The organism is Streptomyces sp. NBC_00576, from assembly GCF_036345175.1.
Taxonomy (GTDB): Bacteria; Actinomycetota; Actinomycetes; order Streptomycetales; family Streptomycetaceae; genus Streptomyces.
The window spans coordinates 2,522,487-2,545,461 of the sequence record NZ_CP107780.1; the positions used below are offsets into that span (position 1 = coordinate 2,522,487).

Sequence of the window (22,975 nt, forward strand, 5' to 3'; positions counted from 1 at the left end):
CGCGTCACCCACCCACCTTCCAGAAGGGAAGCACAAAGCCATGTCAACCACGTCAGCCACGTCCTTCACCGTTGACTTCGACCCGGCACGCCCCGACCTCACCGCCGACACCGACACCCAGAACGAGATCTTCATCCAGGTGTTCAACTCGGGTGACGGCGCACTGTTCAACAGCCTTTACCTCGACGACTCGATATCGAACTTCTCCGGCGAGCCCCTGACGGGCGAGGCCCGGCTGACGTTCTTCAAGGAGTTCCTGGCTGCCAAGCCGACCCTCAAGGCGACCGTCACCCACTCGTACGTGGCCGGGGACGTGGCGCTGATCGGTGTCGAGTACGCCATCGACACCACGGGCCCCGACGGCGAGCCGGTCCGTCTTGAGGGCAACTGCACCGACGTGCTCCGCCGCACCGAGGACGGCCGCTGGCTGATGGCCATCGACCGCCCGGTGGCATCCAGCGGTCTCGTCGCCGACTAGATCCCAACCGGAGTCCCCCTGGTGCCCCAGGGGGGCTCCGCCGTGCCGGAAACCCCCGCATGCCCCCGGGCCCATGGCGGGCTGGACCTCGCACCTGGTGCGCCGCAAGCGGACGATCACACGATCGAGCTGATTCGGCGGCCATGGTCAGCGCGACCGGTGACCGCGCCGACGCGGGAGTCACCGGACGCACCACGGGCTGCTCGCCTACGTGCTCTCGGGCGTCGGCATCGCGCGCGGCGCGTACGAGCTGTTCCTCGCCCAGGGGCGCGTCCTGCTCTCGGCATGGAGCCGCGTACGTGCTTCCCCTGACGGCGGGTTCCCTCCGGCGGCGGCAGGCCGGAACACGCGAAAGGGCGGCACCACCGGTCTGCACGGTGGTGCCGCCCTTTCGCGCCCGCCGGTCAGGACGCGGTGGCCGGTTTCCCGAAGCGGCCGTTGACGAACAGCAGCTCTTCGCCCGCCGCACCCTGCCCCGCCGCCAGCACCGTACCGATGAAGATGGTGTGGTCGCCGAACGAGTGCGCCTCGGTCAGCTCGCACTCCAGCCACGCCACCGAGTCGTCGAGCAGCGGGGCCCCCGTGTGCTCGCCGGCCCGCCAGTCCACCTGCTCGAACTGCGCGGCACCCAGGACGCGGCTCTTGTCGGCGAAGTGCCGGGCGAGTGCCTCCTGGTGAGCGCCGAGGATGTTCACGGCGAAGTGCCCTGCATCGGTCAGCGAGTCGTGCATGACCGCGCTGTGGCCGATGCCGCACAGGACGGCCGGCGGGTCGAGGGAAACCGAGCTGAAGGCGTTCGCCGTCATGGCGTGGAGGTGCTCTCCACCCACTGTGAGGACCGTGACGCCCGTGGCGAAGCGGGACATCACCTCGCGAAGCCGGTCTGGCCGTACCGGACCGTGACCGGTACGCATGGCAGCGTGATCGAGTTCGACGGACGCGGAATTCATGCCACTCTCCGATGGGTCACACGGGACACGTCAGTGCCGTCCGCGCGGAAGGGCAGCCGGCTCAATCAACGTAACCGTGGCGTCTCGCGGTTCTCCCACGCCCGGGTAACCGCCGTGACACCTGTGCCGGGAGGTGACCAATGACCTTCCAGTGACCGGACGTTGACCTTGGCGCCGGACCCTGAGGACATGAATGAGAACTCCACCGCGGCCGCGGAACCCGAACTCGCCGAACCCGAACTCGCCGAGCCCTATCTGCGCCAGATACTCGACATGGCCGGACTGGCCGTCGAATACGTACGGGCAGAGGCGAACACCCTGTACATGCGCGGCGACGACGGCACCGAGATCCCGGTCGTGGACTTCGCCGGCGGATACGGTTCGGTGCTGCTCGGCCACAACCACCCGGAAATCAACGCATACGCCCGGGACCTGCTCGCCGAACAGACCCCGATCCACGCCCAGTTCTCGCGCCACCCGTACGCAAACCGACTCGCCGCCGAACTGAACCGCATCATCGCGCGTGAACTCTCCGACGACGAGCCTTATTACGCCATCTTCGGCAACAGTGGCGCGGAATCGGTGGAAGCCGCCGTCAAGCACGCGGAACTGGACCGGGGCATGCGGATCTCCGCGCTGCTCGACACCGTCGGAGCCGAACTCGACGCGGCGCGCACCGCCGTCTCGACGGGAGCCGCCACCGTCCACGGCGAGACGGCCGCCCGTCTCGGGGTCGCGCTCGCGGCCGACGACAACGATGCCTTCCGCCTCCTCGAGACGGAGATCAAGCGCCGCAACAGCGAGACCGCCGCGGCACCACCGCTGTTCCTCGCGCTTGAGGGCGGCTTCCACGGCAAGCTGGCCGGCAGCGTGCAGCTGACCCACAACGAGAGCTACCGGCTGCCCTTCAAGTCCCTCGCGGCCCAGGCACGGTTCGTTCCGCAGGACCGGCCCGAGGCGCTGCGCGCCGTACGGGCACAGGAGCGCCGGGTACTGCTCGGTCTGAGCACGGAGCGCGGAAGGATCACGGTGACGGAACACGAGTTCCCCGTGTTCTGCGCCTTCCTGGTCGAACCCATCCAGGGCGAGGGGGGAATTCGTGTCCTGTCCCCCGAATTCGCCCGGGAAATCCAGGAGTTCTGCGCCGCCATCGACTGCCCGGTCGTCGTCGACGAGATCCAGAGCGGAATGGGCAGGACGGGCACGCTGCTCGCCAGTTCCCGGATCGGTCTGCGCGGTGACTACTACACCCTCGCCAAGACGCTCGGCGGAGGCATCGCGAAGGCGTCCGTGATGCTGGTGCGCGAGAAGCGCTATCGCCGGGATTTCGAGGTCGTGCACAGCTCGACCTTCGCGAAGGACAGCTTCTCCTGCCACATCGCGCTACGGGTCCTGGACCTTCTGGAAAGGGACGGCGGAGCAGCGTACCGGCAGGCCGAGGAGCGCGGTGTGGCACTGCGCGCCAAACTCGACGCGGTGCGGGCGGAATTCCCGGACGTGGTGCTGGACGTGCGTGGTCGTGGGCTGATGCAGGGCCTGGAATTCCGTGACCAGTCCGACGCGTCGTCGCCCGAACTGCGCGAGATCGCGGGCAGCGGTCTGTTCGGCTACTTCCTGGCGGGCCATCTGCTGCGCCGGCACCGGGTACGGACCTTCCCGACGGCCAGCGCGGTCGGGACGCTGCGGTTCGAGCCGTCGATCCAGGTCACGGATGCCGAACTCGATCAGCTGTACGACGGACTTCGCGATGTGTGCACACTGTTGAGGAAACAGGCCGGCGACGAGCTCACCGCCGCGGGCCGCTGACCTACCCCTGGGTGAGTACGTCGCCTCCCCCCACCGGCGGACGGACCCAGGGCAGTTCGGACACGTGCGGGCCAGGACCAGGCCAGGCATGTGCGACCGGGAGCAGTACGGGAAACGGAACGCGCCGGCAGCGCCGCCGTCACGCGGAACACCGGTCCCGGCAACGCAGCACGCCGGAGCGAGCGGAAACGGGGATCTCATGCAGTTCCGATTACTGGGGCCACTGGAAGTCGAGAACGAGGGGGGCGTGGTGGACCTGGGCGGGCGCAGGCAGCGCGCGGTGTTGGCGTATCTCCTGCTGCACGCGAACCAGGTGGTGTCCACCAGCCAGTTGCTGTCGGCCCTGTGGGCCGACGACGCGGCGCCGATGACCGCGCGCAAGATCCTGCAGAACGCCGTCTGGAAGCTGCGCGGTGTGCTGGCTCGGCCTCCGCGGTCCGAGCACACCGCTGAGCTGCTGACCCGCCCGCCCGGCTATCTGCTGCGCGTACCGCCGCAGCGCGTCGACCTGCTCGACTACCGGCAGCGGGTGGCGGCCGGCAGGGCGGCCCTGACGGCGGGACAGGTGGAGTCCGCGCACAAGTCCCTCGGTGAGGCGCTGTCGTTGTGGCGCGGGCCGGTGCTCGCCGACCTGGTGGAGGAGGGGATCTGCTGGCCGGAGCTGACGGCCGTGCAGAACAGGCGGCTCAATGTCATGGAGGATCTGTTCGAGGCCGCCCTGGCCTGTGGCCGGCACCAGCTGATCCTGCGCGACCTGGAGAACCTCGTGGCGTCCGAACCGCTGCGGGAACGCGCGTCCGGGCAGCTCATGGTGGCCCTGTACCGGTGCGGGCGGCAGGCCGAGGCGCTGGCGGTGTTCGGCCGGGTGCGCGCCGCCCTCGTGGAGGGGCTCGGGCTGGAGCCGGGACGCGAACTGCACCGGTTGCAGCAGGCGATCCTCACCCACGATCCGTCGCTGGAGGCGCCGCGGGCGGTGGGCGGCCGGGACGCGATGGGCGGCCGGGACGCGATGGGCGGCCGGGACGCGGTGACCGTCACGCCCGCAGCCCCGCCCGCGGAGTCCGCGGCCGTGCCCGCCGACTCCCCCGCCGCCGAGGACCCCTGCCCCACCGGCCCGCACGAGTCCCGCACCGCCAGCGTGGTCATGTTCCGCTTCCGCCTCGGCGAGGAACTCGGCCGGGTGCTGGTCGAGGACCGGGACCGGGTGCTCGACGCCCTGACGCAGGTAGCCCGGGAGAAGGCCGAACTGCACGGCGGCCGGGTCACGGCCGTGCTCGGCTCGACGGTCCTCGCCGTGTTCGCCGGGACCGACCCGGCCGAGGGCGCCGAGCATGCGGTCCGCACCGCTGCGGCCGTCCGCGACAGCCTCAGCGTCCCCACCGGCACCCTCGCTCCGCCGCAGGCCGCCGTGCGCGGTCTCACCGTGCACGCGGCCGTGGCCTCCGGCGCGGCTCTGCTGTCGCGCCTGCCCTCGGAGCACGTGCTGCCCCCATGGGTCGGCGGCAGGCTCGTCGACACCTGCCGGACGATGCTGTCCCATGTACAGGCCGGGGAGATCCACGCCTGCGAGGAGACCCGCCGGCAGAGTGAGGGGGCGGCCACGTTCCGTCGTGCCTGTGCCTCGGCCGTCGCCCCCTGGGAACTGCACATGGTCAAGGGCGATGTCCCGGAGCTGTCCCACGGCTGGGCGGGCGCGGGCGACCAGGTCAGTGAGCTGGAGCTCACGCAGCACACGCTGCTGCGCACGCAACAGCGCTCGGCCGCGCATCTGATCACACTCATCGACGACTCCGGCCGGGCCAGGACACGGCTGCTCATGGAGTTCCAGCGGCGGGTCGAGGAGAGCCACGGCGGACGGGTGCGGGTGCTGGCCGGCACGGTCCCGCCGCCGGGGGCGGGTTCCGCGCTGTCGGTGCCCGCGGAGATGCTGGCCGCGTACTGCGGCATCGAGCCGGGCGGCCCCGAAGCCCACACGACGGCGCAGCTGCGGGCCACGCTCGACCGGCTCGGCGGCGACCGGGGCACCGGAGGGGACCTGTACGCGTCCCTCGCGTCGCTGCTCCGGAAGGGGCGGACGGCGTTCGGGCCGGCGGTGCCGGGCGATCTGCTCCGCGCGTGGACGGCCTTCCTCGCGCGGGCGGCACGCGAACAGCCGCTGGTGGTGATCTGGGACGATCTGCAGTTCGCCGACGACGCGCTGCTGGACGTGGTGGAGCAGCTGACGCAGACGCATGCGAACGTGCCGCTGCTCAACGTCGTCGGCGCGGACGCCCGGTTGCCCCGGCGGCGCCCCGGCTGGGCAACCGGCCGCCCCCGCACGGTGACCGTCAGTCTCACCCCGGAGCCCGGCGACGACCTGAACCGGCTACTGGAGTCCCTGCTTCCGCCGGTCCGGGAGCCCGAGGTCGTCTGAGAGCGACTCGCCCGTGCCGGTGAGTCGTACGGCACGGGCGAGCGCGCCGATGACCTCCGTGACGTCCGGGGATCCGGCCGGCAGGACGTCCACGGCCGTTTCGATGAGCAGGGACCCCGCGAGGGCCTTCCACGGGGCCGTGGCGCCGACGCGCACCGGCCCCGCCGGCCTGACCACGCCGAGCACCTGCCGTACCCACTCGGTGATGCGGCCCCGTTCCGGGGCAGTTACGCCCGGCGCGCCTTGAAGCCGGGCGCCGAAACGGGCCAGGATCTCCCCGGCGTGCTCGGCGAGGAGGGCGCCTTCCGTCGTCGTCGGACAGCCTGCCGAGGGGGCGACGGGCACGGTGGCATCCGGCCGTGCCCGGCCGGTGCCCCTGGACCGCCGCAGCCCCTCGGACAGGGCCTCGGCGAACTGTCTGCCGACGAAGACGGCCAGGGGCGCGTCCATCTCACCGGCGACGGGGGCACGCACCGGCAGGGGCGATCCGTGCGTGGAACGACGGGCATGTGCGGATGCGGTTTCCATGGGAACAGCACACCAAGCCCGGCACACCGGCCGCCCATTCGCGGCTCTCCCCGGCGGTCATCACACGGCCCACCGGCCGGGCCGTGCCTCAACCGGCTCGGCCGCCCTGCCCCGGAACCCGCCGTGCCCGCTGTGGGAGCGGCCGGCCCAGGGCTGCTCCCCCGGCCGCTTGGGGCGGCACTCCGGGATCGGCACCACGCGTCGCGGCATCGGGGCGGGCTCCCACAGCCGCGGCAGGGTCAGCATGCCGGCGTGTTGTCGGCCGCTGCCCCAGAAGGGGCGACGGCCCAGCAGGTCGGAGTGACCGCAGGCCACGACGAGCAGCGGGGACCGGGTGGTGCCGCGGCCGAGGGCCTCCACCCAGTCGAGCACCTCCTCGTCGGCCAGATGCAGATCGTCCAGACACAGCACCAAGGGGCGGTGGCGCGCCTCGTGCTCGATCACCTCCCCCCAGGCGGCGAGCACATCGGCCCAGCGCCCTGACCGGCCGGAGTCCGGCGGCGACGACAGGGCACGCAGCAGCCGTACGGCGTCCACGTCGGAGTCGACCGCGGAGCGGACCACGGCCCTGAGCCGGTGCTCCGGCGTTTCGGGCAGTGCCCGGTCCCGCGGCGCCCACGCCTCGAGCAGCGCGGCCGCCAGGCCGGCCGCGTCCGGGCCTGCCTTCAGCACACGTGGCCGTACGACGCGCACCTCCTCGAAGTCGCCTGCGATCCTGCGTTCGAACTGGGCGAGAAGGCGCGTCTTGCCGACCCCTCGGTCGCCGAGCACCGTCAGCATGCTGGGCACGTCATGGTGGGTCGAGTAGTCCAGAAAGCTTTCCAGCAGCGCGAGTTCGTGCCGGCGTTGCCCGCGGGTGTCGGTGCCGCGCACCGTCGCCGCGCCCGCGCGCAGGGCCTGCGCCGACCGGATGCCGGCCACCCCGTCCGCGGCGTACGTGGTCTCGCCGTACCGGACCCAGGCATCGGTGTCACCCGCGACTTCCTCGCTGACGTACAGCTCGCCCGCGGGGACTCCGGTGAGCAGCCCGTGCGCCCTGTCGAGCAGCGTGCCCACCACGGAGACGGCGGCCCGGGGGTCGTGCGGATCGTGCCGCACGATCGCCTTGCCCGAGATCACCACGGCACGCATCACCATGCCCATCCCGGACGTCAGCCGTTCGCGGGCCGCGAAGGCCGCGCGCACCGCGTTCAGGGATGCCTCGGGGCGCTCGGACCGCAGACCGAACAGGGCCGCGCACAGCCCGCCCATCGATCCGACGACCGTGCCGGAGCGCGCCTCGACGCTCTCGGTGAGCACGGTGACCGCGTCGTGCAGGGAGGCGTCCAGCTGCTCGCTCTCCATCGCCGCCGCGTCCACGGCGGACTCGGTGCACACGACGAGCACGCACACGTCCCGGCGCTCGGCGACCGCGCCCGCCTCGGCGACACCCAGGGGACGCGGGGTGCGCGGCTCCTCCTCGGCCGGCGCAAACTCCGGCGCGAACTCCGGCACGAACTCGGGGACCGACACGGTGCCCGGCCCGGCGACTTCCGTCACGCCCGTTCCCGGTGCCGCGGTGTGCGCCGCGGTGATACGTACGGGCGTCTCCACGCGGCCCGTCTCCGCGACCGTATGCCGCCGAGGCGCCCGCACCTCCGTACCGCCCGGCTCCGCGCGGCCCCCGGCCGGAGAGGCCAGCGTCTGATCGTGCCGCAGGATGCGATGCTGCAGGGTCTGCAGGCCGGCGGACGGCTCAAGTCCGTACTCCTCCACCAGCGCCAGACGCACCCTGCTGAACACGCTCAGCGCCTCCGCCTGCCGACCGCAGCGGTACAGGGCGAGCATCAACTGCCCGCACAGACGCTCCCGCAGCGGCTCGGCCTCGGCCAGGGAGGTGAGTTCGCCCAGCACCGCATGGTGCCGGCCGCACGCCAGCTCGGCCTCGAAGCGGTCCTCCATCGCGTCCAGTCGCAGCTGCCGCAGCGCGGTCAGCTCGGCCCACTCCATGCCCTCTTCGGCCAGATCCGACAGGGCGGAGCCACGCCACTCCGCGAGGGCCTCACCCAGCAGCACGGCGGCCTCGGCCGGTTCACCCGCGTCGAGGCGCGCCCGGCCCGCGGTGACTGCGCGCTCGAAACGGGTCGCGTCGAGCCGCTCGGGATCGACGCGCAGGACATAGCCCGGCGCCCGGGTGAGCAGTTGCGGCGGCATCGAACCGTCGGGCCGCTCCCCGTCACCGGTCTCCAGCAGGGCGCGCAGCCCCCACACCGCGTTCTGCACCATCTTGCGTGCCGTGACGGGCCGCGACTCCTCGGGCCACAGTGCGTCGAGGAGCTGACTGGTGGCGACCACCTGGTTGGCACGCAGGAGCAGCAGTCCGAGCACCGCTCTCTGCTTGACGCCTCCCAGCGGCAGACTCCGCCCCCCGCTCACCACTTCCATCGGCCCGAGAACCTTGAATTCCACGCCCACCCCCGAACGTCGAGCATCCATGTTCAGTCATGGCAGGCGCCGTTGCCCGCCCGAGCGGCGTTCGCCGAGCTGACGCCGCGCAGAATCACCTCGGCCACGTCGCCGAGTCGCTGGTCCAGATAGAAGTGACCACCGGGAAGGACCCGCACCTCGGTGTCGGCGAGGGTGTGCGTCCGCCAGCCGGCCGCCTCCTCCACGGACACGACCGGGTCGTCGGTACCGCACAGCACGGTGACCGGCGTGTGCAACGGCTCCCCGGGCACCCAGGAGTACCCGGCGAGGGCCGTGTAGTCGGCGCGCAGAGCCGGCAGCACCATTGCCACCAGCTCGGGGTCGTCGAGCAGCGCCGCGCCGGTTCCTCCGAGCCGGCGTACGGCGGTGAGGATCGCGTCGTCGTCCGGCGGCGCGTCGTGCGGGTTCCGCTTCGGTCCCGGCGCGCCGCGGGCCGACAGGAAGAGCCTGCGGGGTGGTCGGGCCCCGCGCTCCTGGAGGATGCGGGCGGTCTCGTACGCGATCAGCGCCCCCATGCTGTGGCCGAAGAACGCGCAGGGCTGGTCCTGGTCGTCGGACTCCAGCTTCCCGGCGATGACCGCGGCGAGTTCCCCGATGTCGGTCACCGGCGTTTCGCGTCGGCGGTCCTGGCGGCCGGGGTACTGCACGGCCCAGACGTCGATGTGTGGCGCGAGCAACCGGGACAGCGGCAGGTACGCGCTGGCCGCGCCGCCCGCGTGCGGGAAGCAGATCAGTCTGAAAGCGCCCGGCTCGGGATCGCCGAAACGTCGGAACCACTGGCCGTCCATGGTGCGCTGCGCTCCTGTCTGTTCATCTGCGGTGGCTGGTAGCCGTTCTCGGTACGGGCCCGGTGCAGCACCTCGGCCCACCAGCTGATGCGGTCGAACATCAGCCGGGCCGAGGTCTCCCACTCGTCGGAGGCGACCAGGTTGCCGTCCGGCGCGAGCCGCTCCCAGTGGTTGTGGAAACTGACGGTCTCCGACACCGGGACGGCGTGGACCAGGCTGAAGACCTGACGCAGACCGGCCACGGCACACAGTCCGCTCGAAGGGCCACCGTAGGAGAGGAAGCCGACGGGCTTGGCGTGCCACTCCTCGTCGTACCAGTCGATGGCGTTCTTCAGCGATGCCGGGAAGGTCTGGTTGTGCTCGGGGGTGACCACCACGAACGCGTCGGCCGCCCCCAGCCAGGGCGCCAGGTCCTTGACGGCCTGCGGCTTGGGCGCCGACGGGTCGGCGGACATCACGTCGGGCAGCCAGGCCGTGGCGAGGTCGATGACGTCCACGTCGAAGTCGTGCCGCAGCCGGGCGCGCGCGGCGAGCCATTCCGCCGCCACGTGGCCGAACCTGCCCTTTCTGATGCTGCCGATGATGATCGCCAGCCGCAGCCGTTCACTCTCGGCCACTTCTCAACCGCCTTCCGCACCGCCGCCGAACCGGTCATTCCTCAAAGAAGCCTGGCCCAGGCCCCTTCGGATCGGCTTCGGGCGGCTTCGGACCGACTGCAGTCGGCCTTCGGGCCGGTGGCCGAGCCCTGTTCGTCGCCGATCACTTCGCACGGCTGCCAAGTACGCTGAGATCATGGAATTCGGGGTGCTTGGGCCGCTGGAGGTGCGCACGGACGCAGGGCGCGTCGTGCGGGTGCCCGAAGTCAAGGTCCGTATGCTCCTCGCCGATCTGCTCGCCCACAACGGGCAGGTCGTGCCGGTGAGCCGGCTCGTCGAGGACCTGTGGGGCGGCTCGACGTTCACGGCCCGGCCCACGGCGTCCCTGCAGGCCAAGGTGTCCCAGCTGCGGCGCGCCCTGGAGGACGCGGAGGCGGGCGGCCGCGAGTTCGTGGCATACCGGGCGCCCGGTTATGTCCTGGACATCCCGGCCGCCGCGCTGGACGCGGGGCGGTTTCGCACCCTGGTCGCCAAGGCCCGAGCCACCGAGGATCCCCGGGCGCGGGCGGCGTTGTACACCGAGGCGCTGGCGCTGTGGCGCGGCCCGGCCTTCGCCGAGTTCGCGGACCAGCCGTGCGTACGGCCGACGGCGGCGAACCTGGAGGAGGAGCGTCTGACGGCGGTGGAGGAACACGCTCAGGCGCGGCTGGAGTTGGGCGAGCACAGCCTGCTGGTCGGTGAGCTGACCGAGCTGGTGGGGAAGTACCCGTTGCGCGAGGGGCTGCGGGGCGCCCTGATGTGGGCGCTGTATCAGGCGGGGCGCTCGTCCGACGCGCTCGACTGCTTCACCGATCTGCGGCGCCGGCTCGACGAGGAACTGGGGCTCACCCCCGGCCCGTCCCTGGAGGCACTGCAGCGCTCCATCCTGCGCCACGACCCGGAACTGGCCCGGCCCGAACCGCCTGTTCCGTCGGCCGGGGGCGTGCCGGTGCGGCCGGGACCGACGTCGTCGGCCTCGCCCCTGGTGGGCCGTGACCAGGACGTACGGACGATCCGGACGCTGCTCCCGCAGCGCCGGCTGGTGACGCTCACCGGTCCCGGGGGCGTCGGCAAGACCCGGCTCGCACAGGCCGCGGCCGAGAGTCTGACCGGCGCGTTCACCGACGGTGTCTGGCTGGTGGAGCTCGCGGACATCGGTGGCCTGGAACGGTTCGCGAGCACGGAGTCGCTGGCCGAGCAGGTCATGGCGGCGCTCGGGATCCGTGAGAACGCCTCGGACGACGACCGCAAGGGCCCGGCGGACCGCCTCGCCGACGCGCTGGCCGCGCGGCGGCTGCTCCTCGTGCTGGACAACTGCGAACACGTCGTGGAGGCCGTCGCGCAGTTGACCGGCCTGCTGCTGGGCAGGGCCCCGCACCTGCACATCCTGACCACCAGTCAGGAACCGCTGCGCACCAGGAACGAGACGGTGTACCCGGTGGCGCCGCTGTCGCTGCCCCCGGCCGACCGGCCGGGACTCGACGCGCTGACGAGCTCGGGCGCCGTACGCCTCTTCGTGGAGCGGACCACCGCGACGGACCCGGCGTTCGTGCTCGACACGACCACGGCCCCTCTCGTCGCGGACGTGTGCCGGCGCCTCGACGGCATCCCGCTGGCCCTGGAGCTGGCCGCCACGCGGGTCAGATCCCTGGGCATCAGGGAGCTGCACGACCGTCTCAACGACCGCTTCAAGGTACTCAACAGCGGCTACCGGGACGCCCCTTCGCGCCACCGGACGTTGCAGGCCACCCTCGACTGGAGCTGGAGCCTGCTCGACCACCGGGAACAGACGGTGCTGCGGCGATTATCGGCCTTCAGCGAAGGGTGCGGCCTGGAGGCCGCCGAGGACGTGTGCTCCGGGGGTGGTACGTCCCGCGCCGATGTCCTCGACGCGCTGAGCCTGCTCGTGGAACGGTCCTTCGCCGTACGGACCGAGGGCCCGAACGGTCCGCGCTACCGGCTGCTGGAATCCGTCGCGGTCTACGCGCGTGACCAGCTCGCCAAGTCCGGGGAGAGCGCCCAGACCGCGACCCGGCACCTGCGCCACTACGTCCGGTTCGCCGAGCGGGCCCGGCCGCATCTCCACGAGCGCGAACAGTCCCGCTGGTTCCAGTCCCTGGATCTGGAGGCGACCAACATGCAGCGCGCTCTGCACGAGGCGGGCCGGGCCGGAGCCACCCAGGACGCGCTGCGCCTGGTCAATTCCCTGACCTGGTACTGGTTCGTGCGCGGTCGGCTCGGCGAGGCCCGCTGGGCGCTGGCTACGGCCATGGACACGCCGGGCCCGGCCGCGCCCGAGGAGCGCCTGGAGGCGACGTTCTGGCATGCGGGCATCCGTCTGCTGCTCGGCGAGCACGACGCGGAGCGCGACGCGGGGCACGACGGAGAGCTCGACACACTCGGCGAGTACGCGGCCGGGTCGACCGTGGAGTCGGCCAGGGCCGAGTGGTTCCTGGCGCACGCGCAGTGGACGGTGGGGGCGTTGACCGACGGCGAGAAGCGGGTCGAGCGCGTCCTGGTCTCCTTCCGTACGCTGCGCGACGCGTGGGGCACCGCCGCCGCGCTCACCACGCGCGCCGGCTTCGCCCTGGCGCGCGGTGATCTGGAGGCGGTGCGCGGCAACGCCGAGGACGCCCGCGCCCACTTCGCCGAACTGGGCGACCTCTGGGGCAGGTTGAAGACCACCGACGTGCTCGGCAGGCTTGCCGAGATCAACGGCGACTACGACCTGGCGGCCCAACTGCACCGCGAGAGCCTGCGGATCGCCCAGACCCTGGAGATGTGGCCCGAGCTGTCCGCGAAGCTGTCCGGCCTCGGCAGGATCGCCCTGCTCACGCAGCGCTACGAGGAGGCCGACGATCTGCACACGCGTGCCCTGCGCCTCGCGGCCGAGCAGGGCAACCAGCCCGCCGAGCAGTTCGCCGCGCTGGGGCTCGCACTGAGCGCCCGGCGCCAGGGCCGGCTGGACGCCGCCGAGGAGTGGCTGCGGCCCTGGCTCGCCTGGAACCGTCGGCGCGACGACGCGCCGGGACTCGCGCTGGTCCTGGCCGAGCTGGGCTTCATCGCCGAACAACGCGGCGACGCCGGCCGCGCCCTCGCGTACCACGGGGACGGCCTTGCGGCTGCCGTGACGACCAAGGACCCCCGCTCGGTCGCCCTGGCACTCGAAGGCCTGGCAGGCGCACACTCCCTGGCCGGGGACCCGGAGCGGGCCGCGCGCCTGCTCGGCACGGCGGCGGCGACCAGGGAGCGGGCCGGGGCTCCGCACCCCCCGGCGGAACAGGGTGATGTCGAGCGCATCTCCACCCGCGTGCGCGCCACGATCGATGAGGGCACCTACGCCCGGGAGTTCGCCCACGGCACCCTCAGGGGCCACGAGACCCAGGCCACGGTGGAGTCGGCGCGCCCGAGCACACGGTGAGCCGCTGCGCACGGAAACCACAGGCCAAGAGCGCTTCGCGGCCGGTTCGTCCGTGCGGCGAGTACGTCCGACGCGGTGTCACCGGACCCTGATCGCTCGACGGCGCGAGCGCGCACACCGACGGGCAAAGTGCTCAATTCAGGTATGGCGTGCAGGAGTTCGAGTAACGTTGACGCGGTGATCAAGCAGAGCAGGCCGGGCGTGTCGGCTCGCCTCGTCGTGGTGGATCCGGACTTCGAGGCCCAGTGCGAGCGGGTGAACGAGCACCTGCTCGTACCCGTCGCCGAGTCGACGCGCGGCGGGCAGGGACATGAGGCACTGGTGGAAGCGCTGGCAGCCTTCCGGAGCATCAGCGATTCCCTGGCCGCGGCCGTCGAGCGGGGACCGCGCGTCTGGACGCCGAACGGCCGCTGGGAGCACGAGGGCCTGAGAATCGTCGACCTGCCGACTCCACACATAGACCTGCTCTACTCCGTGTTGCGCGAGTTGTCCGGCGCCCTCGTCGGGTCCCCCGATTCCACTCGGCCGACGGGCACGGCGGTGGCGCTCCACTCCCTCGACTCCGCAGGCGAAGGCACCGCGGTAAGTCTGGTCGGCACGATGGCACGCGTGTTGTCGCTCATGGATCTGACGCCCGACACCGACACCGACACGCTCACCGGCGCGCTCGAAGCCGCCGACGGCCAGGACGTACGGCTGACCTACGCACAGGAAGACGCGTGGCAGCGCCTCGCGCACCGTCTGACCATGTTGCTCACCGAGGACGCACCGCTCCACCGCTTCCTCTACTGATCAGGCGGAACGCCCACCCCCGCCCCGAGCAGGCTGCCGCGCTCGCGCCCTCATCCTCCTGACGGCCGGGAGGAAGAGGAAAGCGAGCGCGGGCAGCACTGCGTCAGGCGGTCATGGCGTCGCGGACGAGGGCGGTGTCGACGAACTGTTCGAAGCGGACGATGAGTGCGCCGCGTACGACGAAGTGGTGGGCGACGCGGACGTCGATCGCCTTGCCGGTGGCCTTGTTGACCGCCGTGTAGCGGGCCAGGACGACGACGTTCTCCCCGTCCACCACATACGTGTCGTCGTGCGCGGCCCAGCCCTCCCACTCCTTGCCCAGCTGTTCCATCACATTGGCGGTGACGCCCTCGGGGGTGCGATAGGTACCGGCCAGCGGGAAGCCCGCCATCTCGGTCCACTCCACGTCCGGGGCGAGAGTGGCGCGCAGGGCGTCCAGGTCGCCGGCCGCGGACGCCAGGTACTGGCGGCGCACGACGTCGGCGGGGGCCGCGGAGGTCGCGAAGTCGGTGGCGGTCGTGCTGGTCAGCCCCATGTCATCTCACCCTTGGCGACCTTCGCACCGATCTGCGCGGCGATCAGCATGCCGTTGTCCGGGTAACGCTTGACGAGCGCCTCGGTCAGCGCGGCCCCGTCGGCCGCCTTGCCGAGTTCCTCCTCGAAGGCGAGCAGGTAGTCACGGGTGGCGGTGATCGCGGAGGCGTCCGCCGCGGTGCCGGGCAGGCGGTGGCCGGGCACGACCAGCTGCGGGGCGAGGGCGGTCATCTCGTCGAGGAGGTCGATCCAGGCGGCGCGGTCGCCGGGGGTGGGGGTGTCGGCGACCCAGACGTGCTCCTGCTGGAAGAGCAGCACCCCGCCGAGCAGGGCGCGGGTCTCGGCCTGCCACAGGTAGTGGCGGTCGGGCAGCGCGGCCGTGCCGCCCTTCAGCTCGAAGCGGTGGCCCTCCAGGGTCAGGTCACCCGTCAGCGGGGCGAGTTCGACCAGGCGGGTGGGGAGGTTGGCGCCGAGTGCGGCCCAGGCCTTGAGCTTGCCCTCGTAGGAGTGCTGGATGTGCTCGATGACCAGCGGCGTCGCCACGAACGCCGCCTCGGGGAAGGCGTCGGCCAGGACTTCGGCGCCGAAGTAGAAGTCGGGGTCGGCGTGGCTGACGAAGACCGTGGTCAGCGTCCTGCCCGAGTCGAGGATCTCCGCGGCCAGCCGGTGCCCGTCGGCCCGGGTGAACGCGGCATCCACCAGCAGCGCCTCGCTGTCACCGGTGACCAGGGTGGCCGTCTTGTTCTTGGAACCGGCCGGGAAATCCAGGTCCAGGACCTTGAAGGAAAGAGCACTCATCGAAGACTCCTTGTGGGAGAGGGGGGTTGGGGTGAGGGGTGAGCGAGTGAGGGAAGGGGTGGGGACGGGGGAAGCTCAGGCGGTACGAAGGGTCGCGAGCCGCTGGTCGACCTCGTCGGCGGTGGCGCGCCCCCGGGCCAGCACGGTGACTCGGTCGCCGCCCACGGCGAGGAGGGTGGGGAAGCCGGTGACGCCCAGCGAGGCGGCCCGGTGGAAGTCGGCCCCGGCCGCGACCCGCACTCCGGGCCCGTCGAAGGCGGCCAGCACGGCATCGGCGTCGAGTCCGGCCGCCTCGGCGACCTTCCGGTAGGTCGCCGCGTCGGAGAGGCTGAGCCCGTCGACGTAGAAGGCATGCTGCAGTGCGACGGCCAGTTCCGCCGCGCGGGAGGGCGCGGCCTGGCGCAGGGCGGCGACGCCACGGGCGGCGGCCTCGGAGTCCATCACGAACGAACCGTCCGCGATCAGCTCCTCGTACGCCTCACCGAACTCGGCCCCCGTCAGCTCGGTGATCTGGGCATTCGCGCCCTGGACATACCCGAACTCCCGGACCGGCACCCGGCGCGACCCGGTGAACAGGCCACCGGAGACCACGTCCACAGGGAGGTCCGGATGGCGGGAGGCGACCTCGGCCAGCGTTCCGGAGAAGCCGTGCGACCAGCCGCAGTAGGCGTCGAAGACGTAGACGAGCTTCATGGAGGACCTCGGCAGTGGTGTGGCGTCCGCCGGATGCGAGCGCTTCGCCTGAGAAAACAGTAACTGACGAGTCAGATATTTCCCCGCACCGACCTCGCGCATGTGACGCCCGACACACCCGCGCCCGCGATGGCGATCTGGATCCGGATCCCGAAGTCAGGGCAGGCGGGGCAGCTCGTCCCGCGCGGAGTGGCTGAGGATGCGCAGGTCTTCGGCGAACCGTTCCCAGTCCTCGGGCGGCAGTGGCGCAACGAAGTAGCGGCGTATGTTCTCCACGTGCAGGCGGGACGCCCGCACAGCGGTCTCCTCCCCCAGCCGGGTCAGACGCACCAGCCGGCCGCGCCGGTCGTCCGGGTCCTCGGCGCGCTCGACCAGACCGGCCGCCGCCATCCGGTCCACCAGACGCGTCGCACCGCCCGTGGTCAGCACCTGCTCCTGGGCGACGGCCCGCATGGACAGCCCGGGCTCGCCCGCCCGCCCCAGGATGAGCAGCACCTCGAACATGAGGTGACTGATGCCGCACTCCTGCTCCAGCGACCGGCCCAGGATGTATTCGAGCCGGTTCGCCGCGCCCTGCAACCGCCCGAACGCCAGCACCAAGGCGTTGTTCGCGGCCTCCTGCGGCGACGAGATCTCCACCCGCCCAGCCACCTGACCACCCCCACTCTCGTCCTCTGCAGCTCCCATCCATTGATCATGCCGTGTCTCGGGCCGGAGGACGCACCATCCCCCGGAACGACAGGGGCGGATTTAGCAGAGTGCAAAATTTACCCTGAGCAATGATTGAATCCCTCCTCGCTCCCGTACCTCCTGGCGTACGAGCCGCTCACACCAGGAGGCCCCATGCCCGTCTCGGCCAAGAAGGCCGGAAACCTGTTCGTGTTCGGCGCGCTGGGGCTGACCCTCGCCGCGCTGGCCTACCCCGCCATGCTCGGGGTGCAGAACACGACGAGTTCACCGGACCGCGTCGTCGCCAACACCCGCTACGGCCCGCTGACCGAGGCCGACCGGGACTTCGTGGTGAAGGTGCGCGCGGCGGGGCTGTGGGAGTACCCGTTGGGCGAGATGGCGATGCAGCGGGGCACGACCCCAGAGATGAGGGAAGCCGGCAAACACCTGATCGTCGGTCACGCCGGACTCGACGACATGTGCCGCAAGATCGCCCCCGAACTCGGGGTGGTGCTGCCCAACCAGGCCTCGCCGCAACAGCAGCAGTTCGTGGCCACGGCGGACGCGGCCACCGGCAGGCAGTTCGACTCCACCGCGGTCACCATCATGCGGGTGACCCATGGCCAGATCTTCCCGACCATCGCCAAGATCCGCGCCACCACCCAGAACGTCATGATCCGCGCCTTGGCCGACCTGGCCAACGACACCGTCCTCGACCACATCACCGTGCTGGAGAACACCGGCCTCGTCAACATCGACCAGGTGAACTTCCAGCAGAGCACGCCACCGAAACTGCCCAAGGACGACACGACCCCGCCGCCGCCCCTGCAGGGTGCACCGATCGTCGCGCTCACCCCGCGCCCGGACCTGAACATCAACACGGCCGCCCCGGCCCCCACGGGCCCGTCCAGTCCATCGCCGTCAGCGGGCTGACAGCCCTCGGATCGGATCAGATCTGATCAACTCGGATCAGATCAGCTCGGGGCGGCTCGGCTCGGCTCAGATCGGCTCGGCTCGGCTCGGGTCGGGTCGGGTCGGGTCGGCTCGGGTCGGCTCGGGTCGGGTCGGGTCCCTTCGGGGCGGCTCGGATCTCGTCCGCCGTGAACGGCGTCACACGATCACGGTGTCCGTCCAGCCGAGTGGGTGCGGCTCCATGTCGCCCGCCACCGGGGCCAGGGGCTCGCCGCCCGCCTCGCTGAAGGCGTTGAGCGCCTCGACGAGCGCTGCCCGCTGCGCCGGGGCGAGGCGGGACACGATCCCGCAGACCTCGGCCCGCCGCCGGGCCATGACGTCCTCGACCGTTCGGCGGCCCTCCTCGGTGAGGCCCAGCTGCGTCTCACGGCGGTTGTCCGGATTGAGGTGCCGTTCGGCGAGACCTGCCGCGATCAGCCGGTCGACCATGCGCATCGCGGTGGACGGGGCCACCTGGAGCAGGTCGGCGAGCGTGACCAGCTTGGTGTCGCCGCGAGTGGACAGGACGACCAGCATCCGGAACTGCGGGAGCGTCACGCGTTCCTCGACCTCGGCGAGGGAGCGGGCCGAGACCGCCACCAGCAGCCGCGACGCGGTCAGCACCGCACGGGCCACCGCGTCAACATCGTCCATGTCCCCCGCAGGGGTCTCGCGCTCCGCCATGGGTCCTTTCTACCGTGCCGAAGCAGCCGCTCCCGCACCCGATGGGAACAGATTTTCCCGACCCATGACCGCGGCGGCGGAGGAGGAGCACCCCGGCACCGCAGGTGGGCGCCCTACCGGCGGCGGCAGTGCGCTTGTAGCGTGACCGGGTGCCGGAGAAGAACGAATCAAGCGAAACAAGCGACTCGATCAATTCACGCGGTTCGTACGACAGGTACCGGGAACTCGGCGAGGCCGCCTGGTCGTGGGTGCTGGACCAGGTCCGCGAGGACGACGGCCCGTGGCTGCCGGAGACGGTGCCCGAGGACGCGGCACAGGACGGTCCGGGCATCGCACCCGCGAAGGACCGCGACAGTCTGTACTCCGGCATCGCGGGCCTGGCCCCCGTGCTGGCCGAGATCGCCCGGTACCGCGAACCGACCGACCGGGAGCGGTCGTTGGCGGCCGGCATCGTGACCAGACTGTCGGCGGCGGCGAAGAACCGGACGGAACCCTCGCTGTACGACGGTCTGGCCGGTGACGTGACGGCGCTGAGGCTGCTCGAACCAGGCACGGAGTCGGTCGCGCTGCGACGGCTGGCCGAGCTGGCGACGCCCGACGGCTGGAAGACCACCGTCGGGTTCGAGGCCGGTTCCGACGCGCCCCTCAACGACATCATCATGGGCACCGCGGGCGTGGTGCTGACCGCTGTCTGGGCGGGCGGCGAGTTCGCGGAGCCGATCGCCACGACGGGCTGCGAGGCGCTGCTGCGGGTGGCGGACCGGACGGCGGCGGGCCTGGACTGGGGCATCGGGGCGACCACGGAGTGGCGGGCGCCGAACTACTCCCACGGCACCGCCGGAGTGGCCTCCGCACTGGCCGTGGCCGGGGCGGCGCTCGGCAGGGAGGACTTTGTCGAGGCCGCGGTCCAGGGGGCCAGGCACGTCCTGTCGGTGGGCTCGTTGGACGACGGCGGTTTCGTCGTTCCGCACACGATCCCGCCGTCGAAGCGGGAGGTGGAGCCGGTGACGTACACGTGGTGCCACGGTCCGGCGGGCACCTCGCACCTGTTCTCGGCCCTGGCGCACGCGGGCGTGACGGGCCTCGGCGTCGGCGAGCTGCGGCAGCGCTGTCTGACGTCGATCCTCGCCTCGGGCCTCCCGCAGCGCCTGCGCCCCGGGTTCTGGGACAACGACGGCCGCTGCTGCGGCACGGCGGGCGTGGGCGACGTACTCCTCGACGCGGCACAGGACTGCGGGGACCCGGAGACCGCTGAGACGCTTGTGCGGGCGGCCCGCGGGATGGGCGACGCGTTGGTCGAGCGGGCGATCAGGGACGAGGAGGGCGCCCGCTGGCGCTTCCTCGAACACCGTCAGGAGTCGCCGCTGCTGCCCCCGGGGACCGCGTGGATGCAGGGCGCGGCGGGCATCGCGGCGTATCTCTTCCGGCTCACCCGGTTCCTCGGGACCGGGCCGGAGGCGGCGGTGGTGGACCGGCCCGACCAGTGGTGGGCGGTGCCGGAGCGGCTGCGTACGACGGGCGGTACGGCCGTCTCCTGAGCGCGCTCGGACCGCTCAGGTCAGCGCCTGTTCCGCCCGGATCGCCCCCCGCAGGTGCGGTGAGGCGGAGGGGGCTCAGCGGGCTCAGTGGGCCCAATCGCCCCGGACGTGCCCCAGGTGCCGGGTCATCACGGTCCGTACGCGCTCCGCGTCCCGGGCGAGGAGTGCGTCGAGGATCTCCAGGTGCTCCTCGGCGGTCGACTTCAGCAGGCCGCGCTCGGCCAGTGCGGTCAGCCCGTACAGCCGGGACCGTTTGCGCAGGTCGCCGACGACCTCGACCAGATGCTGGTTGCCGGCCAGGGCGAGCAGACCGAGGTGGAAGCGGCGGTCGGCGTCGACGTGGGCGATGAGATCGCCGCTGTCCGCCGCAGCGATGCTTTCCTCCGCGTACGTGCGCAACGCCTCCAGCGCGGCCGGGTCGGCGGTCGCGGCGAGGCCGACGGTGGTCGGGATCTCGATCAGCGACCGGATGTGGGTGTACTCGTCGAGCTGCCGCTCGGAGACCGTGGTGACCCGGAAGCCCTTGTTGGGTACGGGATCGACCATGCCCTCCTTCACCAGGTCGAGCATGGCCTCGCGCACCGGGGTCGCCGAGACGCCGAAGCGGGCGGCGAGCGAGGGCGCCGAGTAGACCTCGCCGGGCCGCAGTTCACCGGCGACGAGCGCGGCCCGCAGCGCGTCGGCGACGCTCGCCCGGTAACTGGGCCGCGACCCACCGATGCTGGGCAGAACGGGGCCGGTGCGCTGAGCGGCCATGGGTTTTCTCCTGGTGGACTGGTGGATCTGGTGGATCTCGGGTCGGGCGGTGTCAGAGTACGAAGCCGGCCGGGAACGGGTCGTCCGGGTCCAGCAGGTACTGGGCGGTGCCCGTGATCCAGGCGCGGCCGGTGATCGTGGGCACCACGGCAGGGCGTCCGGCGACCTCCGTGCTCTCGACGAGCCGCCCGGTGAAGGACGTACCGATGAAGGACTCGTTCAAGAAGTCCTGGTGCAGCGGAAGTTCACCGCGGGCGTGGAGCTGGGCCATACGGGCGGAGGTGCCCGTGCCGCAGGGCGAGCGGTCGAACCAGCCGGGGTGGATGGCCATCGCGTGCCGGGAGCGGGTCGCATTCGAGCCGGGGGCCGCCAGATAGACGTGGTGGACGCCGCTGATGGTCGGGTTCTCCGGGTGTACGGGTGGGCCGTCGGCGTTGATCGCGTCCATCAGGGCGAGCCCGGCGGCGAGGATGTCGTCCTTACGCTCGCGCTCGAAGGGAAGGCCGAACTGCTCCAGGGGCAGGATGGCGTAGAAGTTGCCGCCGAAGGCGAGGTCGTACGTCACCGTGCGGCCGTCGGCGAGGGTCGCCTTGCGGTCCAACTCCACCGCGAACGAAGGCACGTTGCGGATCGTGACCGCCTTCGCCGCGCCGTTCTCCACCGCCACCTCGGCGACGACGAGCCCGGCCGGGGTGTCCAGACGGATGGTGGTGACCGGCTCGACGACCGGGACCATGCCGGTCTCGACGAGCACGGTCGCCACACCGATCGTGCCGTGTCCGCACATCGGCAGATAGCCGGAGACCTCGATGTAGACCACGCCGTAGTCGCAGTCGGGCCGGGTCGGCGGCTGGAGGATCGCCCCGCTCATGGCCGGGTGCCCGCGCGGCTCGTTCATGAGGAAGTTCCGTACGTCGTCCCGGTTTTCGCGGAACCACAGCCGGCGTTCGTTCATCGTGTCGCCGGGGATCGTGCCGATTCCGCCGGTGACGACCCGGGTCGGCATGCCCTCGGTGTGCGAGTCGACGGCGTGCAGGACGAGCTTGCTGCGCATGATCGCGATCCTCTCAGGTCAACTCACGTCAGGTCGGGTCAGGTCGGGTCAGGTCGGGTTAGGTCGGCGTGCTGTCGGCTCAGGCGAGGCCGAGGGCGACGGCCTTCTCGGTGGCCTCGCGGACCGCCTTCTCCTGCTCCGGCAGCAGCGGCATGCGCGGCGGGCGGACGGGACCGCCGTGCCTCCCGACGATGTCCATGGACAGCTTGATCGCCTGCACGAACTCGACCTTGGAGTCCCAGCGGTGGAGTGCGTGCAACTGCCGGTAGAGCGGCAGGGCGGTGGCCAGGTCGCCCGCCACGGCGGCGCGGTACAGCTCGACCGTCGCCCGGGGCAGGGCGTTGGGGTAACCGGCGACCCAGCCCACCGCGCCGGCCGAGGCCAGCTCCAGCAGGACGTCGTCGGCGCCGATCAACACGTCGAGTTCCGGGGCGAGTTCCTGGATCTGGTAGATGCGCCGGGTGTCCCCGGAGAACTCCTTCACGCCCTTGATGTGTCCGGCCGCGTGCAACTTGGCGAGCAGTTCGGGGGTGAGGTCGATCTTGGTGTCGATCGGGTTGTTGTACGCCACGATGTCGATACCGACCTCGGCGACTGCGGCGTAGTGCGCGAGCACCGAACGCTCGTCGCCACGGTAGGCGTTGGGCGGCAGCAGCATGACGGCGGCGCAGCCGGCGTCCTTGGCCTGCGCTGCCCAGCGGGCGGACTCGGCACAGCCGTAGGCTGCGACGCCCGGCATGACCCTGTCCCCGCCGATCGCGGCGACCGCGGTCTCGACGACCTTCGCCCGCTCCTCGATGCTGAGCACCTGGTACTCGCCGAGCGAGCCGTTCGGTACGACGCCGTCGCAGCCGTTCTCGACGAGCCAGCGGCAATGGTCCGCGTACGCGGCGTAGTTGACGCTCAGATCGTCGTTCAGCGGCAACGCGGTGGCGACGAGAACGCCTCGCCAGACGGGGGTGGGGGCGGGGGCGGGGCTGTTCATGAGTGCCTCATCTTTCGGAATCGGGGGCGGAGAGGG

The 22,975-nt window shown here is 71.6% G+C and carries 20 protein-coding genes; 7 read left to right on the plus strand and 13 right to left on the minus strand.

What is annotated here, in order from left to right; all coding sequences use genetic code 11:
• Positions 1–40 precede the first annotated feature (40 nt).
• Positions 41–478, plus strand: coding sequence for a YybH family protein (locus tag OG734_RS10430; RefSeq protein ID WP_330287210.1), 438 nt, complete (start codon positions 41–43; stop codon positions 476–478).
• A 404-nt stretch (positions 479–882) separates the two neighbouring features.
• On the opposite strand, the gene OG734_RS10435 is transcribed toward OG734_RS10430, so the two are convergent.
• Entirely contained in the window at positions 883–1,428 is a 546-nt protein-coding gene (locus OG734_RS10435) for a flavin reductase family protein (RefSeq protein ID WP_330287211.1), read from the minus strand.
• A gap of 189 nt (positions 1,429–1,617) precedes the next feature.
• Here OG734_RS10435 and OG734_RS10440 point away from each other — a divergent pair, with 189 nt between their 5' ends.
• Positions 1,618–3,234, plus strand: coding sequence for an aspartate aminotransferase family protein (locus tag OG734_RS10440; protein ID WP_330287212.1), 1,617 nt, complete (start codon positions 1,618–1,620; stop codon positions 3,232–3,234).
• Between the two features lie 199 nt (positions 3,235–3,433).
• Positions 3,434–5,647, plus strand: a complete 2,214-nt coding sequence (locus OG734_RS10445) for a BTAD domain-containing putative transcriptional regulator (protein WP_330287213.1) — start codon at positions 3,434–3,436, stop codon at positions 5,645–5,647.
• Here OG734_RS10445 and OG734_RS10450 read toward each other — a convergent pair.
• Genes OG734_RS10450 through OG734_RS10465 form a run of 4 tightly spaced genes read right to left on the minus strand, consistent with a single transcriptional unit; the run spans position 5,600 to position 10,046 of the window.
• On the minus strand, positions 5,600–6,175 hold the full coding sequence (locus tag OG734_RS10450) for a hypothetical protein (RefSeq protein ID WP_330287214.1): 576 nt from the start codon (positions 6,173–6,175) through the stop codon (positions 5,600–5,602). The genes OG734_RS10445 and OG734_RS10450 overlap by 48 nt on opposite strands.
• Positions 6,176–6,235: 60 nt before the next feature.
• Positions 6,236–8,623 (minus strand): BTAD domain-containing putative transcriptional regulator, encoded by a 2,388-nt coding sequence (locus tag OG734_RS10455; protein WP_330287215.1) that lies wholly within the window; start codon positions 8,621–8,623, stop codon positions 6,236–6,238.
• Positions 8,624–8,652: 29 nt separating this feature from the next.
• On the minus strand, positions 8,653–9,429 hold the full coding sequence (locus tag OG734_RS10460) for a thioesterase II family protein (protein ID WP_330287216.1): 777 nt from the start codon (positions 9,427–9,429) through the stop codon (positions 8,653–8,655).
• A complete protein-coding gene (locus OG734_RS10465) occupies positions 9,372–10,046 on the minus strand; it encodes an NADPH-dependent FMN reductase (RefSeq protein ID WP_330287217.1) in 675 nt (224 codons plus the stop codon). Before OG734_RS10465 ends, OG734_RS10460 begins: the two co-directional genes overlap by 58 nt.
• A gap of 175 nt (positions 10,047–10,221) precedes the next feature.
• Here OG734_RS10465 and OG734_RS10470 point away from each other — a divergent pair, with 175 nt between their 5' ends.
• Complete coding sequence (locus tag OG734_RS10470) at positions 10,222–13,485, plus strand: BTAD domain-containing putative transcriptional regulator (protein ID WP_330287218.1); 3,264 nt, start codon at positions 10,222–10,224, stop codon at positions 13,483–13,485.
• 177 nt (positions 13,486–13,662) lie between these two features.
• Entirely contained in the window at positions 13,663–14,277 is a 615-nt protein-coding gene (locus OG734_RS10475) for a hypothetical protein (RefSeq protein WP_330287219.1), read from the plus strand.
• Positions 14,278–14,380: 103 nt separating this feature from the next.
• On the opposite strand, the gene OG734_RS10480 is transcribed toward OG734_RS10475, so the two are convergent.
• From OG734_RS10480 to OG734_RS10495, 4 genes are all read right to left on the minus strand, one after another.
• Positions 14,381–14,812, minus strand: a complete 432-nt coding sequence (locus tag OG734_RS10480) for a nuclear transport factor 2 family protein (protein ID WP_330287220.1) — start codon at positions 14,810–14,812, stop codon at positions 14,381–14,383.
• Entirely contained in the window at positions 14,803–15,609 is an 807-nt protein-coding gene (locus tag OG734_RS10485) for an MBL fold metallo-hydrolase (RefSeq protein WP_330287221.1), read from the minus strand. The genes OG734_RS10480 and OG734_RS10485 overlap by 10 nt, the downstream gene beginning before the upstream one ends.
• Before the next feature lie 75 nt (positions 15,610–15,684).
• A complete protein-coding gene (locus OG734_RS10490; protein ID WP_330287222.1) occupies positions 15,685–16,302 on the minus strand; it encodes a DsbA family protein in 618 nt (205 codons plus the stop codon).
• Positions 16,303–16,458: 156 nt separating this feature from the next.
• Positions 16,459–16,989, minus strand: coding sequence for a MarR family winged helix-turn-helix transcriptional regulator (locus OG734_RS10495; RefSeq protein ID WP_330287223.1), 531 nt, complete (start codon positions 16,987–16,989; stop codon positions 16,459–16,461).
• 156 nt (positions 16,990–17,145) lie between these two features.
• On the opposite strand from OG734_RS10495, the gene OG734_RS10500 reads away from it, so the two are divergent.
• Entirely contained in the window at positions 17,146–17,904 is a 759-nt protein-coding gene (locus OG734_RS10500; RefSeq protein ID WP_330287224.1) for a DUF4142 domain-containing protein, read from the plus strand.
• A gap of 177 nt (positions 17,905–18,081) precedes the next feature.
• Here OG734_RS10500 and OG734_RS10505 read toward each other — a convergent pair whose 3' ends face one another.
• Positions 18,082–18,606, minus strand: a complete 525-nt coding sequence (locus OG734_RS10505; protein WP_330287225.1) for a MarR family winged helix-turn-helix transcriptional regulator — start codon at positions 18,604–18,606, stop codon at positions 18,082–18,084.
• Positions 18,607–18,755: 149 nt separating this feature from the next.
• Between OG734_RS10505 and OG734_RS10510 the strand changes: the two genes are divergently transcribed.
• Positions 18,756–20,144 carry a lanthionine synthetase LanC family protein gene (locus OG734_RS10510; protein ID WP_330287226.1) on the plus strand — a complete coding sequence of 463 codons (1,389 nt, stop codon included), beginning with the start codon at positions 18,756–18,758 and terminating at the stop codon, positions 20,142–20,144.
• An 84-nt stretch (positions 20,145–20,228) separates the two neighbouring features.
• On the opposite strand, the gene OG734_RS10515 is transcribed toward OG734_RS10510, so the two are convergent.
• The 3 genes from OG734_RS10515 to OG734_RS10525 all read right to left on the minus strand — a co-directional run bounded on the left by OG734_RS10515 (position 20,229) and on the right by OG734_RS10525 (position 22,939).
• Complete coding sequence (locus tag OG734_RS10515) at positions 20,229–20,900, minus strand: GntR family transcriptional regulator (protein ID WP_330287227.1); 672 nt, start codon at positions 20,898–20,900, stop codon at positions 20,229–20,231.
• Positions 20,901–20,952: 52 nt separating this feature from the next.
• A complete protein-coding gene (locus OG734_RS10520; RefSeq protein WP_330287228.1) occupies positions 20,953–21,954 on the minus strand; it encodes a proline racemase family protein in 1,002 nt (333 codons plus the stop codon).
• Between the two features lie 79 nt (positions 21,955–22,033).
• Positions 22,034–22,939 (minus strand): dihydrodipicolinate synthase family protein, encoded by a 906-nt coding sequence (locus OG734_RS10525; RefSeq protein WP_330287229.1) that lies wholly within the window; start codon positions 22,937–22,939, stop codon positions 22,034–22,036.
• Positions 22,940–22,975: the final 36 nt, after the last annotated feature.

What these genes read in the sequence shown, in the direction of transcription:
- OG734_RS10430 (WP_330287210.1), top strand. Translation starts at nt 41, where the DNA reads ATGTCAACCACGTCAGCCACGTCCTTCACCGTTGACTTCGACCCGGCA.
- OG734_RS10435 (WP_330287211.1), bottom strand. Translation starts at nt 1,428, where the DNA reads ATGAATTCCGCGTCCGTCGAACTCGATCACGCTGCCATGCGTACCGGT.
- OG734_RS10440 (WP_330287212.1), top strand. Translation starts at nt 1,618, where the DNA reads ATGAATGAGAACTCCACCGCGGCCGCGGAACCCGAACTCGCCGAACCC.
- OG734_RS10445 (WP_330287213.1), top strand. Translation starts at nt 3,434, where the DNA reads ATGCAGTTCCGATTACTGGGGCCACTGGAAGTCGAGAACGAGGGGGGC.
- OG734_RS10450 (WP_330287214.1), bottom strand. Translation starts at nt 6,175, where the DNA reads ATGGAAACCGCATCCGCACATGCCCGTCGTTCCACGCACGGATCGCCC.
- OG734_RS10460 (WP_330287216.1), bottom strand. Translation starts at nt 9,429, where the DNA reads ATGGACGGCCAGTGGTTCCGACGTTTCGGCGATCCCGAGCCGGGCGCT.
- OG734_RS10470 (WP_330287218.1), top strand. Translation starts at nt 10,222, where the DNA reads ATGGAATTCGGGGTGCTTGGGCCGCTGGAGGTGCGCACGGACGCAGGG.
- OG734_RS10480 (WP_330287220.1), bottom strand. Translation starts at nt 14,812, where the DNA reads ATGGGGCTGACCAGCACGACCGCCACCGACTTCGCGACCTCCGCGGCC.
- OG734_RS10485 (WP_330287221.1), bottom strand. Translation starts at nt 15,609, where the DNA reads ATGAGTGCTCTTTCCTTCAAGGTCCTGGACCTGGATTTCCCGGCCGGT.
- OG734_RS10490 (WP_330287222.1), bottom strand. Translation starts at nt 16,302, where the DNA reads ATGAAGCTCGTCTACGTCTTCGACGCCTACTGCGGCTGGTCGCACGGC.
- OG734_RS10495 (WP_330287223.1), bottom strand. Translation starts at nt 16,989, where the DNA reads ATGGGAGCTGCAGAGGACGAGAGTGGGGGTGGTCAGGTGGCTGGGCGG.
- OG734_RS10500 (WP_330287224.1), top strand. Translation starts at nt 17,146, where the DNA reads ATGCCCGTCTCGGCCAAGAAGGCCGGAAACCTGTTCGTGTTCGGCGCG.
- OG734_RS10505 (WP_330287225.1), bottom strand. Translation starts at nt 18,606, where the DNA reads ATGGCGGAGCGCGAGACCCCTGCGGGGGACATGGACGATGTTGACGCG.
- OG734_RS10515 (WP_330287227.1), bottom strand. Translation starts at nt 20,900, where the DNA reads ATGGCCGCTCAGCGCACCGGCCCCGTTCTGCCCAGCATCGGTGGGTCG.
- OG734_RS10520 (WP_330287228.1), bottom strand. Translation starts at nt 21,954, where the DNA reads ATGCGCAGCAAGCTCGTCCTGCACGCCGTCGACTCGCACACCGAGGGC.
- OG734_RS10525 (WP_330287229.1), bottom strand. Translation starts at nt 22,939, where the DNA reads ATGAACAGCCCCGCCCCCGCCCCCACCCCCGTCTGGCGAGGCGTTCTC.